At 67.6% G+C, this 14,190-nt stretch carries 13 protein-coding genes; 8 read left to right on the top strand and 5 right to left on the bottom strand.

What is annotated here, in order from left to right; genetic code table 11:
- Positions 1-120: 120 nt before the first annotated feature.
- The 3 genes from G6034_RS17280 to G6034_RS17290 form a co-directional block, all read right to left on the bottom strand.
- A complete protein-coding gene (locus G6034_RS17280) occupies positions 121-1,854 on the bottom strand; it encodes an AMP-binding protein (RefSeq protein ID WP_176636348.1) in 1,734 nt (577 codons plus the stop codon).
- A gap of 92 nt (positions 1,855-1,946) precedes the next feature.
- Positions 1,947-2,768 carry an ammonia-dependent NAD(+) synthetase gene (gene nadE, locus G6034_RS17285; protein WP_176636349.1) on the bottom strand — a complete coding sequence of 274 codons (822 nt, stop codon included), beginning with the start codon at positions 2,766-2,768 and terminating at the stop codon, positions 1,947-1,949.
- Between the two features lie 174 nt (positions 2,769-2,942).
- Complete coding sequence (locus tag G6034_RS17290; RefSeq protein ID WP_176636350.1) at positions 2,943-3,761, bottom strand: FadR/GntR family transcriptional regulator; 819 nt, start codon at positions 3,759-3,761, stop codon at positions 2,943-2,945.
- A gap of 143 nt (positions 3,762-3,904) precedes the next feature.
- Here G6034_RS17290 and G6034_RS17295 point away from each other — a divergent pair, with 143 nt between their 5' ends.
- From G6034_RS17295 to G6034_RS17320, 6 genes are all read left to right on the top strand, one after another.
- Positions 3,905-5,191: an ABC transporter substrate-binding protein gene (locus G6034_RS17295; RefSeq protein WP_176636351.1), complete on the top strand. Its 1,287-nt coding sequence runs from the start codon at positions 3,905-3,907 to the stop codon at positions 5,189-5,191.
- A gap of 113 nt (positions 5,192-5,304) precedes the next feature.
- The gene (locus tag G6034_RS17300) at positions 5,305-6,243 is read left to right on the top strand and encodes a carbohydrate ABC transporter permease (RefSeq protein WP_246296211.1); all 939 of its coding nucleotides are present in this window, start codon (positions 5,305-5,307) and stop codon (positions 6,241-6,243) included.
- Positions 6,240-7,133 (top strand): carbohydrate ABC transporter permease, encoded by an 894-nt coding sequence (locus G6034_RS17305; protein ID WP_176636352.1) that lies wholly within the window; start codon positions 6,240-6,242, stop codon positions 7,131-7,133. Before G6034_RS17300 ends, G6034_RS17305 begins: the two co-directional genes overlap by 4 nt.
- A 10-nt stretch (positions 7,134-7,143) precedes the next feature.
- A complete protein-coding gene (dgoD, locus tag G6034_RS17310; protein WP_176636353.1) occupies positions 7,144-8,292 on the top strand; it encodes a galactonate dehydratase in 1,149 nt (382 codons plus the stop codon).
- A gap of 7 nt (positions 8,293-8,299) precedes the next feature.
- Positions 8,300-8,956 (top strand): bifunctional 4-hydroxy-2-oxoglutarate aldolase/2-dehydro-3-deoxy-phosphogluconate aldolase, encoded by a 657-nt coding sequence (locus G6034_RS17315; protein ID WP_176636354.1) that lies wholly within the window; start codon positions 8,300-8,302, stop codon positions 8,954-8,956.
- A gap of 7 nt (positions 8,957-8,963) precedes the next feature.
- Positions 8,964-9,920, top strand: coding sequence for a sugar kinase (locus G6034_RS17320; RefSeq protein ID WP_343038140.1), 957 nt, complete (start codon positions 8,964-8,966; stop codon positions 9,918-9,920).
- A gap of 12 nt (positions 9,921-9,932) precedes the next feature.
- Here the strand turns inward: G6034_RS17320 and G6034_RS17325 are convergent, their stop codons facing one another.
- Both G6034_RS17325 and G6034_RS17330 read right to left on the bottom strand, forming a co-directional pair.
- Positions 9,933-10,601 (bottom strand): response regulator, encoded by a 669-nt coding sequence (locus G6034_RS17325; RefSeq protein ID WP_176636355.1) that lies wholly within the window; start codon positions 10,599-10,601, stop codon positions 9,933-9,935.
- Positions 10,598-12,244, bottom strand: coding sequence for an ATP-binding protein (locus tag G6034_RS17330; protein WP_218064023.1), 1,647 nt, complete (start codon positions 12,242-12,244; stop codon positions 10,598-10,600). Before G6034_RS17330 ends, G6034_RS17325 begins: the two co-directional genes overlap by 4 nt.
- A gap of 178 nt (positions 12,245-12,422) precedes the next feature.
- On the opposite strand from G6034_RS17330, the gene G6034_RS17335 reads away from it, so the two are divergent.
- A complete protein-coding gene (locus tag G6034_RS17335) occupies positions 12,423-13,298 on the top strand; it encodes an ABC transporter ATP-binding protein (RefSeq protein ID WP_218064024.1) in 876 nt (291 codons plus the stop codon).
- The gene (locus tag G6034_RS17340) at positions 13,295-14,167 is read left to right on the top strand and encodes an ABC transporter permease (protein ID WP_176636357.1); all 873 of its coding nucleotides are present in this window, start codon (positions 13,295-13,297) and stop codon (positions 14,165-14,167) included. Before G6034_RS17335 ends, G6034_RS17340 begins: the two co-directional genes overlap by 4 nt.
- The last annotated feature ends 23 nt before the right edge of the window (positions 14,168-14,190 follow it).

Raw genomic sequence — 14,190 nt, forward strand, 5'->3', positions numbered from 1 at the left:
AAGCTATCAAGTTAAGGCGGTGAACGCGTGATTTGCCGTACCCGCCCGCTCGCCAACCCCGTGCCACGCCCCGGGGCCCCGGGGCGTGGACACCTCTTACGGCTTTGGGGGCGGCGTTGGTCAGGTGGCGGGGAACTCCGAGTCGGAGTATTCGCGGCCCAGGCCGTTGCGGGCGGGAGCCCCCGGCGCCGGATTGGTGCCGTGGCGCGCCTCCTCGTTGGCCCGCAGCTCCACGCGGCGGATCTTCCCTGAAATGGTTTTGGGCAGCTCGGCAAATTCCAGCCGGCGGATCCGCTTGTAGGCGGGCAGGTGCTCGCGGCAGTAGGCGAAGATTTCCCCGGCCAGTGCATCACTGGGCTGGTAGGCGGCCGACAGCACCACGTAGGCCTTGGGCACGTTCAGGCGCAGGGCGTCGGGGGAGGGGACCACGGCGGCCTCCGCCACGGCCGGGTGTTCGATCAGCACGCTTTCCAACTCGAAGGGGGAGAGCCGGTAATCGGAGGACTTGAAGACGTCGTCGCTGCGGCCCACGTAGGTCAGGATGCCGTTTTCGTCCCGGCTGGCCACGTCGCCCGTGTGGTAGTAGCCGCCCCGGAAGGCCTCGGCCGTCTTGGCCGGGTCCCCGAAGTAGCCCTTGGTGAGCCCCACGGGGGCGGGGTCCAGGCGCAGGCACAGTTCGCCGTCGTCCGTCTCCTCCCCGGTGAGCAGGTCCAAAAGGACCACGTCGTAGCCGGGCAGCGGCCGGCCCATGGAGCCGATCTTGATGGGCTGGCCCGGCGTGTTGGCGACCTGCACGGTGGTTTCCGTCTGGCCGAAGCCGTCCCGGATCAGCTGGCCCCAGGCGCGCTCCACCTGCCCGATCACCTCGGCGTTGAGCGGCTCCCCGGCGGAGACCACCTTGGTGGGCGGGGTTTTCAGTTGCGTGAGGTCGGCCTGGATGAGCATTCGCCACACCGTGGGCGGGGCGCAGAAGCTCGTGACGTGTTCCGCGTCCATCTGGGTCATGAGGGCCTTGGCGTCGAAGCGCGTGTAGTTGTAGACGAACACGCAGGCCTCGGCGATCCAGGGCGTGAACACGTTGGACCAGGCGTGCTTGGCCCAGCCTGGCGAGGCGACGTTGAGGTGCACGTCGCCGGGCTCCAGGCCGATCCAGAACATGGTGGAGAGGTGGCCCACGGGGTAGGAGGTGTGCGTGTGCTCGACGAGCTTGGCCTTGGATGTGGTGCCGGAGGTGAAGTAGAGCAGCATGGTGTCATCGGCCAGGGTGGGGGCGTCCGGCGTGTAGTCCTCCGCCGCGCCGGCCGCGTCCGCGTAGTCCAGGACCGGCCGGCCGGCGTCCGCTGCGGCGGGGCCGATCCCCACCAGCGTGTAGTCCCCCGGGACGTCCGCGAACTTGTACACGTCCTCGGCCCGCGCGCCCACCCAGCGGGCCGCGCCGCGCTCCACCCGGTCGCGGAGATCGGCCGGGCCCATCATCGTGGTGGTGGGGATCATGACCACGCCGAGCTTGATGCAGGCCAGCATGAGCTCCCACAGCTCCACCTGGTTGCCGAGCATGATGACCATGTGGTCGCCGCGGCGGATGCCCTTGCCCCGCAGCCAGTTGGCGACTTGGCCGGAGCGCAGGGACAGCTCCCTGAAGCTGCGGCGGGTGGCCCGGCCGTCCTGCTCCACGATGACCAGCGCGGGGTTGTTGCCCGTGGCCGGGTCCTCGGCAATCTTGTCGATCCAGTCCAGGGCGAAGTTGAACTCGGTGAACTCGGGCCAGGTGAATTCCCGCTGGGCCCGGGCGTTGTCCAGGCGCATCTCCAGCAGCCGGTTGCGTGCCGCACGGAATTCTTCAGTGACGTTCATGGTGCTCACCCTTCGCACTTCGTTGCCATCTTGCGGGCCCCGCGGTCAGGGGGCCCCACTGCGAAATATACGCGCAGCCGGTGTAGTGCCGCCTACTTCCACCACGTGTCCAGCAGCGACACCGGTGCGGCGCGCTTGTGCCGGGTCGCCAGGTACCGCCGTTCAATGCCCGACGCCGGGCCCTCGCCGATGTCCCGCCCCTCCAGGTAGTCGTCAATTTCGTCATAGCTGATGCCGAGTTCGTCCTCGTCCGTGCGCCCGGGCGTGCCGTCCAGCAGGTCGGCCGTGGGGACCTTGCTCCAGAGCTTTTCGGGGGCGCCCAGCTCGCGCAGCAGGGCACGGTTTTGGCGCTTGTTGAGGGTGAACAGAGGAAGGATGTCGGCGCCGCCGTCGCCGAACTTGGTGAAGAAGCCCGTAACGGACTCGGCGGCGTGGTCGGTGCCGACCACCAGCAGCCTGTCATGGCCGGCCAGCGCATACTGGGCGATCATGCGGGAGCGGGCCTTGATGTTGCCCTTGTTGAAGTCGCTGACCTCCGCCGTGGCGGTCCGGGCAAACTCCGCCTCGAAGCCGTCGACGGCCGCGGCGATGTTGAAGGTGCGTTCCGTCCTGGCCCTGATGAAGTCCAGGGCGGCCCGGGCGTCGTCCTCGTCGTGCTGGACGCCGTAGGGCAGCCGGACGGCGATGAACTCGGCCTCGATGCCCTCTTCCGCCAGCCTCTCCGCGGCAAGCTGCGAGAGCCGGCCGGCCAGCGTGGAATCGATCCCGCCGCTGATCCCCAGCACATAGCCCCTGGTGCCCGTGGCCTTGAGGTAGCTGGTGAGGAATTCCACCCGCCGTGTGATTTCCGCCGCCGGGTCGATCCGGGGCTGGACGCCAAGTTCTGCAATGATCTGTGCCTGGAGTTCGCGCATGTGATCAAGCCTAACGGCCGAGGGGCCCCAAGCGAGCGCAGCGAGCTTGGGGAGGCCGGCAGGCGCTAACGGCCGAGGGGCCCCAAGCGGGCGCGGCGAGCTTGGGGTGGCCCGGCAGGCGCTAACGGCCGAGGGGCCCCAAGCGGGCGCGGCGAGCTTGGGGTGGCCCGGGTGTTACGGGGCGCGGTCCGGCCCGCCGGGCTCCGGGTGGGCGACGTTCCAGATGACACCCATCTCGTCCATTGACTGTTCCACGATCCTTGTCATGGCCGCCTGCGCCGCGTCGCCGTCCCGCCGCTGGATGGCATTGGCAACGTCCACGTGAAATTCCATGGCCTGGTGGTTGGGGCTGTTCGGCATGAGCCCGTGGTCACTGCGGCCCTTGAGGACCTCGGTCACGAGGGAGTTGAGCTGGGCAAACATTTCATTGCCGGAGGCGTCCAGCAGTTTGGCGTGGAAAAGGACGTCGAGCTTGAGGAATTCGGCAATGTCGGAGTCATGGCCCGTGGCCCACAATTGCGCCGACAGGGACACCAGTTCGCTGGCCTCGGCAAAGCTGGCGCGCTGGGCGGCCAGTTTCGCCGCCTGCGGCTCGATGGCGGAGCGGAGTTCGCTGAGGCTGCGCAGCTGGTCGATGCGGTCGCCCGAGGCGAGGCGCCACCGGATGACGTGGGGGTCGTACAAGTTCCAGGCGGTTGCCGGCTGGACAACCGTGCCGAGCCGGCGCCGCGACGCCAGCAGCCCCAAGGAGGACAGGACCCTGATGACCTCCCGGATGACGGAGCGTGAAACGCCATAACGGGCTTCCAATTCCTCGATCCGGAGTACCGTGTGCGGCGGAAACTCCCGGGTCACCACGGCCAGCCCCAGCTTGTCGACGAGTGCGGAGTGCAGGTATTCGCGCGGCAGGCCGGTGGACGGCACTGTGCCCCGGGCCCCTTCGCCGCGGTCGGGGGCGGGTGGCGGCGGTTCGGCGGTCCGGGCGGCGGTCATGGATGCATCATACCGATTTGGTCTCGGTTGTTGATAAGTATGTTTTATGTGACTAACATCGCAAATACGGCATATGTGTTGCGGTGCCCCATTGTCACGTGGAACCCTGCGGTTCCCGGTAAAGAAAAGAAAAGGACCTCGTAATGAAGCGACGCTCTGTACTTCAACTCCTGGCTGTTGCAGTGGTGGTTCCATTTGGTGTTGCGGCCTGCGGTGGTGGCGGCGGCGGGGGAAAGGCGTCCAGCACGGTCCGTGTCACGCTCGCCAACCACGTGTGGACCGACGGCATCAAGGCCGCCATTCCCGAATTTGAAAAAGAGTCGGGGCTCAAGGTCGAGCTGACCCAGCTTGGCGAAGACCAGCTGTCCGACCAGTACAACGTCAAGCTCAACGCCGGCAGCGATGAAATTGACGTCATGATGTACCGCCCCCTTCAGGAAGGCAAGCAGTTCGCCAAGAACACATACCTGGCCGACCTGACCAAGCACGTCAGTTCGGACGCGTCGTGGGACTGGAAGGACTTCCAGCCCGGACCGGTCACCGCCAGCACCTTTGACGGCAAGGTGGTCGGCGTCCCGATCATCACCGAGCGCGAGGTGCTCTACTACCGCAAGGACCTGCTGGAAGCGGCGGGCGTCGCGGTCCCGAAGACCATGGCGGAGCTTGAAGCGGCGGCCAAGAAGATCTCCGAGACCAACAAGGGCATCGCCGGCTTCGTGGCCCGCACCAACAAGTCCGCGGCGGTCACGCAATTCTCCAGCTTCCTGTACAGCTTCGGCGGGGACTTCATGGACGATTCCGGCAAGTCGACCATCGCGACGCCTGAAGCCAAGGCGGCCTACGCCTTTTACGGCGGCTTGATCAACAAGTACGGCCCCGCCAATGTCAGCACCGACATGAGCTGGCCGGAGGCCATGGCCATCTTCACGCAGGGCAATGCGGCCTTCTACACCGAGGCCGACTCCCTGTACAAGAATGCCACCGACACGGCGAAGTCCAAGGTTGCCGGCACGGTGGGCTTCGCCGCACTGCCGGCGGGGCCTGCGGGCGCCAAGCCCTACAACATCCCGTCATGGGGGCTTGCCATCAACTCGGCCTCGGGAAACCAGGACAACGCCTGGAAGTTCATCCAATGGGCCACGTCGAAGGAGCGGACCCTCGCCGCGCAGAAGGCCGGCGTCCCCGGCCCGCGCAGCTCCGTCTGGGCGGATGCGGACGGCATCTCGACCTACCCGAAGGACCTGGCCGAGGCCATCGCCTTCAGCGCAGAGCACGGTGTGGGCCACGACCGGCCCCTGGTGATTGCCGTTGGCAAGGCGCGGGAGATTGTCGGCGAACCGATCGTCACCGCCATCACCGGCGGCGATTCCGCCGCGGCGGCCACCACATCCAACGCGGCCTTCCAGAAGTTCCTGGAAAGCGACAAGTAATTCCCTTCCGGGCGGCAGGGACGGCATCCGCCGTTCCCGCCGCCCAAGTCCTGGTCGCGCCGGCCGCATGCAGGGCCGGCGCGGAACCTCCCTTTCGATTCCCTAGGTGAGCCATGTCTGTTTCCGTCAAGACCCCGGCCGGCCGCCGGTCGGCGCCCCCGCCACGATCGTTTTCCGACTGGGCCAACCAGCACAGAAAGTGGCTGTTTGCCGCACCGGCCATGATCTTTGTGGGCCTGCTGATCATTTTTCCGCTGGCCTGGACCGTCTACCTGAGCCTGACGGACTCGCATGGTTCGGTGCGGGCCCCGTCGGACTTCATCGGGCTGAACAACTACGTGACGGTGCTTTCGGACACCGACCGCTTCTGGCCCGCCGTGGGGCGGACGGCGTACTTCACGTTCACGGCGCTCGCGGTTGAAATGGTGCTGGGCATGATCATCGCCCTGCTCCTGTGGCGCCCCTTCCGCGGTGAAAAGTGGGTCCGCGTCGCGATTCTCCTGCCTCTCGTGGCAACGCCGGTTGCTGTCGGCATGATGTGGCGGCTGATCTTCGACCCCAACATCGGCTTCGCCAACCAGATGCTCGGCTGGGTGGGCATCCCCCCGCAGCCGTGGCTGTCGGGGCAGTACACGGCCCTGCCCACCACCATCTTCATGGACATCTGGCAGTGGACGCCCATGGTGGTCCTGATCCTGCTGGCCGGGCTGACGTCGCTGTCCGACGAGCCTGACGAGGCTGCCCGCGTGGACGGCGCCAGCGCCAGGCAGCGCTTCTTTTACATCACCCTGCCGCTGATGATGCCAACCGTGATTGTCGCCATCCTGCTGCGCAGCATTGACGCATTGAAGACCTTTGACATCCTCTACGCCACGAAGGGCAAGGGCGGAGGGTCATTCCATGAGGTGGAGACGCTGAATGTGTACGCGTACGGGCTCAGCTTCGACTACAACGAATACGGCGTGGCTTCCGCCGTGCTCATCATCTTCTTCCTCATCATCATCGCGTTCATGTGGGTTCTGACCCGCCGCAGGAAAGGCGCACAGCAATGAGCAACGCACTTCTGCCCGCCGGCAGCACCCGAGTGGATCCGCAGGCCGCCGCCGCGCCGGCACGCCGCCGCAAGCCGCTGTCCGTGCGCGCCTACACGTGGTTCCGCGTCGGCGCGCTCATTGTGGTGGTGCTGGCCCTGCTGGCGCCCCTGGCCTGGCTTTTCGCGTCGTCGCTGAAGACCAACGTGGACATTTACGACGCCTCCAAGACGATCGTCTTCACGCCCACGTTGGAGAACTACGTCAACGTCATCACCCGCAACAACTACTTTGTCTACATCTTCAACAGTTTCTGGGTGGCGCTTGTCTCCACCGTGCTGTCCCTGCTGCTGGGCGTCCCGGCCGCCTATGCCATGAGCCGCTTCACCATGCACCGGTCCGCCCTGGTGGTGCTGATGGCCCGCGTCATCCCAGGCATTTCACTGCTGGTGCCGTGGTACTACGTGTTCTCCAACATGCGCATGGTGGGCGGATTCACCGTCCTGATCCTCAGCCACATGTTCGTGGCACTGCCGCTGATTGTGTACATCATGATGAGCTACTTCGACTCCATGCCGCTGGAGCTGGAGGAATCGGCGCAGGTCGACGGGCTGACACCGATCGGCGCCTTCCAGAAGATCACACTCCCGCTGTCCGTGGGCGGGATGGCCACTTCAGGCATCCTGGCATTCATCTTTTCCTGGAACAACTTCATGTTCGCCCTGGTGCTCTCCGGCGCGCACACCAAGACGCTGCCCGTGGCCATATTTGACTTTGTTTCCTACGCCAGCATCGATTGGGGCGGGCTGATGGCCGCGGCAACCGTGGTCACCGTACCCATCATGGTCATTGCCCTCTTCACGCAAAAATACATCGTCTCCGGCATGACCGCCGGCGCAACCAAGGGATAGGCGCGCATTCGTGACCCGCATTGTCAAAGTGGAAACATTCCTGGTCCCGCCGCGCTGGCTGTTTGTGCGCATCGAGACGGCCGGCGGGATCGTGGGGTGGGGGGAGGCCACCTGCGAGGGCCGGAGCGAAACGGTGCGCACCGCCGTCGAACAACTCTCCGAAGTCCTCATTGGCGCCGACGCGCTGCGCATTGAAGACCACTGGCAGGTCATGAGCAAGGGCTCCTTCTACCGGGGCGGCCCCATCCTCGCCAGTGCCGTGTCCGGCCTTGACCAGGCGCTGTGGGACATTGCCGGCAAGCACTTCAACACCCCGGTCCACCAGCTCCTCGGCGGGCACGTCCGCGACCGCATCCGGGCCTACGGCTGGGTGGGCGGCGACGAGCCGGGGGAGGTGGCCGAATCCATCCAGGCCCAGCTGGACGTGGGGCTGACGGCGGTAAAGATGAACGCCAGCGGGCGGATGTCCCTTGTCGCGTCCGTGGCGGAGATCGACGGCGTGGTCCGGCGGGTGGCGGCGGCCCGGGAGGTCCTTGGCGAGCACCGCGACGTTGCCGTGGACTTTCACGGCCGGTTCACCCTGGCCAACGCGCGGCGCGTGGCGCCGCTGCTGGAACCCTACCGGCCGTTCTTCCTCGAGGAGCCCGTGGTCCCGGAAAACACCCACCTGCTGCGTGAATTCACCCGGTCCACCACCACCCCCGTCGCCACGGGGGAGAGGCTGTACAGCAGGCAGGAATTCCTGCCTGCCCTCCAGGCCGGCATTGCCGTGGCGCAGCCGGACCTCTCACATGCCGGCGGCATCACCGAGGTGCGCAAGATCGCCGCGCTGGCCGAGGTCTACGACGTCCAGCTGGCCCCGCACTGCCCCCTCGGCCCGCTGGCGCTCGCCGCCTGCCTGCAGGTGGGGTTCGCAACACCGAACTACCTGATCCAGGAACAAAGCATCGGCATCCACTACAACCAGGGAGCCGAGGTACTGGACTACGTGCTGGACAAGGGCCCGCTGAAATTTGTGGACGGGCACTTCGAGCGGCTGCTCGGCCCGGGGCTGGGCATCGACATTGACGAACGGGCAGTGCGCGACGCCGACAAGCGCGGGCACGCCTGGCGCGGCCCGGTGTGGCGGCACGCCGACGGCTCCTTTGCGGAATGGTGAGGCTGCGATGAGCCAAACACCCGAGGAATTCCTCGCCGGGATCCGGTCCGCCAAGCTCGTGGCCATTGTGCGCGGCACCGGCGGCGCCGCCGCGGCGGCCGCGGCCCTGGCCCTCATGGAGGAGGGATTCCGCTACGTTGAAGTGGCGCTGACGACGCCGGACGCCCACGGCGCGATTGCGGCCGTCCGTGCGGCGGCGCCCCCGGGCGCGCTGGTGGGGGCCGGCACGGTCCTCTCCGCGGCCGACGTCAGGGAGGTGGAAGCGGCCGGGGCCCAGTTCATCGTCACGCCCGCCCTGGCGGAGTCCATCCGTGCGGCGGCCCGGCGCGGCCTCCCGGTCCTGGCCGGTGCCCTGACCCCGACCGAGGTGCTCGAGGGCATGAACCGCGGCGCCACCCTGGTCAAGCTCTTCCCGGCGTTCATCGGCGGGCCCCGCTACCTGAAGGCGCTGCTGGACCCGTTCCCGGGGGTCCCGCTGGTTGCCGTCGGCGGGGTGGGTGCGGCGGACGCCGCCGCCTACTGGGATGCCGGGGCCGCCGCCGTCGGGCCGGGCAGCCCGCTGGTGGGCGACGCCGCATCGCCCGGCGGGGACCTGGCGGCGATGCGGGCCCGGGCCCGCGACTACCTGCGCACGGCGGCGGACCATTCGCGCCAGGCCGGCTGAGGGCGGCGTGGCTCCCGTGGACGTGCTGACCTTCGGGGAAACCATGGTGTCCCTGCGCTCCACGGGTCCGCTGGCCCAGGGCGGCACCCTCACCATGCACGCCGCCGGCGCGGAATCGAACGTGGCCGTGGGCCTGGCCCGCCTGGGGCACTCGGTGCGGTGGGCCGGCCGGCTCGGCCGCGACCCGCACGGGGACTTCGTCGAACGGGCGCTGCGGGCCGAGGGTGTGGACCTGGCGGTGCGCCGGGACGGTGGTCGGCCCACGGGGGTGATGTTCCTGGAGCGGCGCACCGCGGACCTCAGCCGGGCCTACTACTACCGCTCGGGTTCGGCCGGCTCCGGCCTCAGCCGCGCCGACCTGGAACGCCCGCTCGAGGACGGCGCCGGGATCCTGCACCTGACCGGGGTCACCCCCGCCCTCTCGGCGGAGGCACTGGACGCCTTTGTCTTCGCCGCCGAAACAGCGGCCGCGCGCGGCATGGTGGTCTCGCTGGATGTCAACTACCGCGGCAAGCTGTGGTCCCGGGAGGACGCCCGGGCGGCCCTTGCCCCGGTGGCCCGGCATGCCGCCGTCGTCATCGCCTCGGACGACGAACTGGACCTCCTGTCGGGGCGGCCCGGCACGGGCAGCGTTGCCGGCACGGCCGCGGAACTGCTCGGGCTGGGCGTGCGCGACGTCGTCGTCAAGCTGGGTGCCCGGGGCGCCGACGCCTACACGGCGGACGGGACCAGCCACGTTGACGCGGTTGCCGTGGAAGCGGTGGACACTGTCGGCGCCGGGGACGCGTTCACGGCCGGCTACCTCTCGGTGCTGCTCGAGGGCGGGGATGTCGCCGCGCGGCTCCGGCGCGGAGCCTTGCTGGGGGCCTTTGCCGTGAGCACCGCGGGCGACTGGGAGGGCCTTCCCCGCAGGGACGAACTGGGGCTGCTGGAATCGCTGGACGCGGGAGGCACGGACCGGTAGGGGTGCCCGGGTCTAGGCGATCGTGTAGGAGTTCAGCGGGCGGCCCGTGGTCCCGTAGCTGAGGTCGAGGACCACCAGGCCCTTGCGCTCCAGCGCCCCGAGATAGCGCTGGGCCGTCGGGCGGCTGACGCCCAGCCTGTCGGCGATTTCCGCCGCGCCCACCGGCCCGCCTGCGGTCTTCACGGCGTCGAGCACCTTCTGCATGGTGGGCTGCAGGCGCGGCGCGGGGGCCGCGGAACGTACGGCGGCGGAACGCGTGTTGTACAGGCTGTCCACCACGGCCTGGCTTGCCGACCGCGCCGAATCCAGCTCCTGGCGCCAGCGCTGGTAGGCCTCCAGCTGGGCGCGCAGCTGCTCGAAGCTGAACGGCTTGACCAGGTAGTAGACGGCGCCGCTGCTCATGGCCGACCTGACGGTGGCCAGGTCCCGGGCCGCGGTGATGATGATGCAGTCAACCTCGGTGCCGGCGGCCTGCAGCGACCGCAGCAGCGACAGCCCGTCCTCGTCCGGCAGATGCACGTCGAGCAGGAGCAGGTCCGGGGACAGCCGGGCAATGGCCTCCCGCGCGGACGCGGCACTGTACACCTCGCCCACGCATTCAAAGCCGTCAACCCGCCCCACCCGGGCGGCGTGGATGCGGGCCACCCGGAAGTCGTCGTCGACCACCAACGTCCTGATCACTGCGTTTCCCTCGCTTCCGTGCCCGCCGGGTCCCCCATGTCCGCCCGCGCCGGCAGCCACACCTCAAAATTACCCCCGGGCCCTGGGAAAACGTCGAGGGTGCCCCCGGCGCGGCGCACGATCCGGCGCACCAGGGCGAGCCCGATCCCGCGGCGCATGCCGGGCCTTGTGTCCTTGGTGGAATATCCGTCCACCACCACGGCGTCGATCTTGTCCGCCGGAACTCCGGGGCCGTTGTCGCGGACGGCGATGAAAACGCCGTCGGCGTCGTCGAGCTGAACGGCCACGGTGCGCGGGCGGGGCGAATTGGCCAGGGCGTCAACCGCGTTGTCCAGGAGGTTCCCGACGATGGTCAGCAGCTCCGCCTGGTCAACCAGGGGCCGTTCCAGCCGGGACCCGGCGGTGACCTCGATGTGCACGTCCTGTTCGGCGGCCACCGTGATTTTCGCCAGCAGCAGGGCTGCCAGCTCCGGCGGGGCAATGCGCGAACGCAGCCCCTCGCCCAATGAACGGGACGAGGCCGAGATCGCCGACACGTACGTCCTGGCCTGGTCCACGTCGCCAAGCTCGAGCAGCCCGTCCACGACGTACAGGCGGTTCGCGTATTCATGCTCCAGCGCCCGCATGGCCTCCATCAGGCCCTGGACGGAATGCAGGTCCCGGACCAGCCCCTCAATCTCGGTGCGGTCCCGCAGCGTCACCACCGAGCCGATGCTCCGCCCGCCGATCGAGACCGGCATGCGGTTGACCACCAGCAGGGCATCCTCCGTCAGCGCCACCTGGTCCGCGCCGTCCAGCTCGCCCGTAAGCAGCTCGCGCAGCCGGCCGTCCGGGACCAGGTCGGACACGGGCATCCCCAGGGCCGTCTCCTCCACCTTGAGCAGCCGGCGGGCCTCCTCGTTGATCACCGTCACCCGGCCGTCGTCGTCAAGCCCGACGACGGCCTCCCGGATGCCGTGCAGCAGCGCCTCCCGCTCCTGCAGCAGGAAGGCAATTTCCGCCGGTTCAAGATTAAACGTCACGCGCTTGATCCGGCGTGAAAGCAGCAGGGAACCTGCAACGCTCAGGCACAGCACCAACGCTGAAAAGCCCGCAATGAGCCAAATGTTTGACGCCTGTTCGTCCCGCTCCCTGGTGTCCAGGATCCCCACCGACACCTCGCCGATCACGGCGCCGTCGGCCCCGAAGACCGGCGCCTTGGCATTGGCCGAGAGCCCCAGGCTGCCCGGGTCAAACCCCAGGTGGGTCTTCCCGTCCAGAACGGCGACCGGTTCCTCCAGCTTTTTTCCGATCAGCGCAGGGTTCGGGTGGGAGTAGCGGATGCCGTTGCGGTCGGTGACCACCACGTAGGACGGATTGGCCGCAGCCACGATCCCCGCGGCCAGCGACGGGATGATGTGCTGCGGATCCCCGGCCGCCAGGGCGGAACGCAGCTGCGGCATGGCGGCGGTGGTGGTGGCGATGCCCAGTGCGCGGAGCTGGTACTGCCGATCCAGCGTCTGGTTGCTCACGACAGTAAAAAGGAACGCGCCCAGGACCACGGCGAGCAGCAGCAGGGAGAGCATGCTGAGCAGGATCTGCGTGGTCAGGGTCAGGGACCGGTGCCGCCCGCGGGCCGCGTGTGCCGAGGAGATTCCGCTCACCGGAACCTGCCCCCGGCCCGGTCGGGGCGCCCGTTGCGGAAAACGCACAAAACATGCACTTTTGCGCATAAGGTGCACAACTTACTGAAGTCTTTTGGCACTGACCGTCACTTTCTAAGCTCTAGGTAGTTTATGTGATCCGACTCACGTATGCGAACAGAAGCCAGGAAGGGAACCAGTGACAACGGTGTCAGAATTACACAGAAGGGGCGGTACGCCCACGGACCACGGGGGAGGTGGCGGGGACGAGGGTGCGCGGATCGAAATCCACGGCCTGACCAAGCGCTACCTCACACCGAAGGGCGAGACGTTCACGGCCATCCGTGACGTTTCGCTCACGGTGGAGCCGGGGCAGTTTTGCGCCATCGTGGGACCGACGGGCTGCGGCAAGTCGACCACGCTGGCCCAGGTTTCCGGCCTGGAGCACCCCAGCGCCGGCTCGGTGAGCGTGGGCGGCAAGGTCGTCGACGGCATCACCAACGGTGTCAGCTACATGTTCCAGGCGGATGCACTCTTCCCCTGGAAGACAGTGCTCAACAACGTGCTGATCGGTCCGGTCCTGCTCGGCACCCCCAAGCGCGAAGCAACCGAGCTTGCCATGGACTGGCTGCGCCGGGTCGGCCTGTCCGGCTTTGAGGACCGCTACCCCCACCAGCTTTCCGGCGGCATGCGCAAGCGCGTCGCCATGGCGGCGGCGCTGATCAACAACCCGCGGATCCTGTTGATGGACGAGCCCTTCGGGGCCCTGGACGTGCAGACCAAGGCCATCATGCAAAACGAGCTCCTGCAGCTCTGGGAGGGGCTGCGGCCCTCGGTCCTGTTCATTACCCACGACCTGGACGAGGCCGTGGCGCTCGCCGACAAGGTGGTCATCATGACCAGCAGCCCCGGCACCATCAAGAACGTCTTCGACATCGACCTGCCCAGGCCGCGCGGCGACGTCCAGCAAATTCGGCACGAGGAGCGCTTCCTGGAACTGCAGGGCCAGATCTGGTCGTCCCTGAAGGACGAGGTCACCCGCGCCTACAAGCAGACGGCAGGTGCGTCAGCATGACATCCTTGGCACAAAACGCCGCGCTCGTCCGGGAGCAGGAGGCCGAACTGAAGGCCTCGGCCCGGCGCGCCGTGACGCTCCGCAAAACGTGGATCTGGGTTGGCCGGATCCTGCTAGCCGTCATCGTCATTGGCGGCTGGCAGTGGTTCACGGAGGCCGGCTGGGTGGACAAGTTCTTCTTTGGCCAGCCGACCGAAGTCTGGAACAGCCTGGTCAAGCTCTTCACGGACGGCACGGCCTTTGGCTCCATTTGGGAAAACCTGTGGATCACCATCCAGGAGGCGCTGGGGGGCTTCGTTGTCGGAACCCTCGCCGGCGTCATCCTCGGCATCCTGCTAGGTTCCAACCGGTACCTCTCCGACGTGGTCGGCCCGTACATCCGGATCGTCAATTCCATTCCACGCATCGTGCTTGGCTCGATCTTCATCGTGGCCTTTGGCCTCGGAATGGGCCCGAAAGTGCTGCTCGCCGCCGTCCTGGTCTTCTTCGTGGTCTTCTTCAACGCCTTCCAGGGCGTCCGCGAAGTGGACCAGAACCTGATCTCCAATGTGCGGGTCCTGGGCGCCTCACCGCTTCAGGTGGCCATGCACGTGACCATCCCGTCCGCAATGACCTGGATCATCGCCAGCCTGCACTCGGCCTTCGGGTTCGCGATCATCGGCGCGCTCGTGGCCGAGGTCCTGGGCGCCCAACACGGTGTGGGGCTGATCATCAGCCAGGCACAGGGGACCTTCGACCCCAATACGGTCTACGCCTGCATGGTGATCATCGCGGCCGTCACGCTCGGCGCGGAATACTTCATCAGCCTGCTGGAGCACTCGCTGCTCAAGTGGCGGCCGCCGAGCCGCTCCGAGGCCCAGGCCATCTGAGACCCGCAGTCCATTCACTGAAT

Source organism: Arthrobacter wenxiniae, from assembly GCF_013376105.1.
In the GTDB taxonomy this organism is placed as follows: domain Bacteria; phylum Actinomycetota; class Actinomycetes; order Actinomycetales; family Micrococcaceae; genus Specibacter; species Specibacter wenxiniae.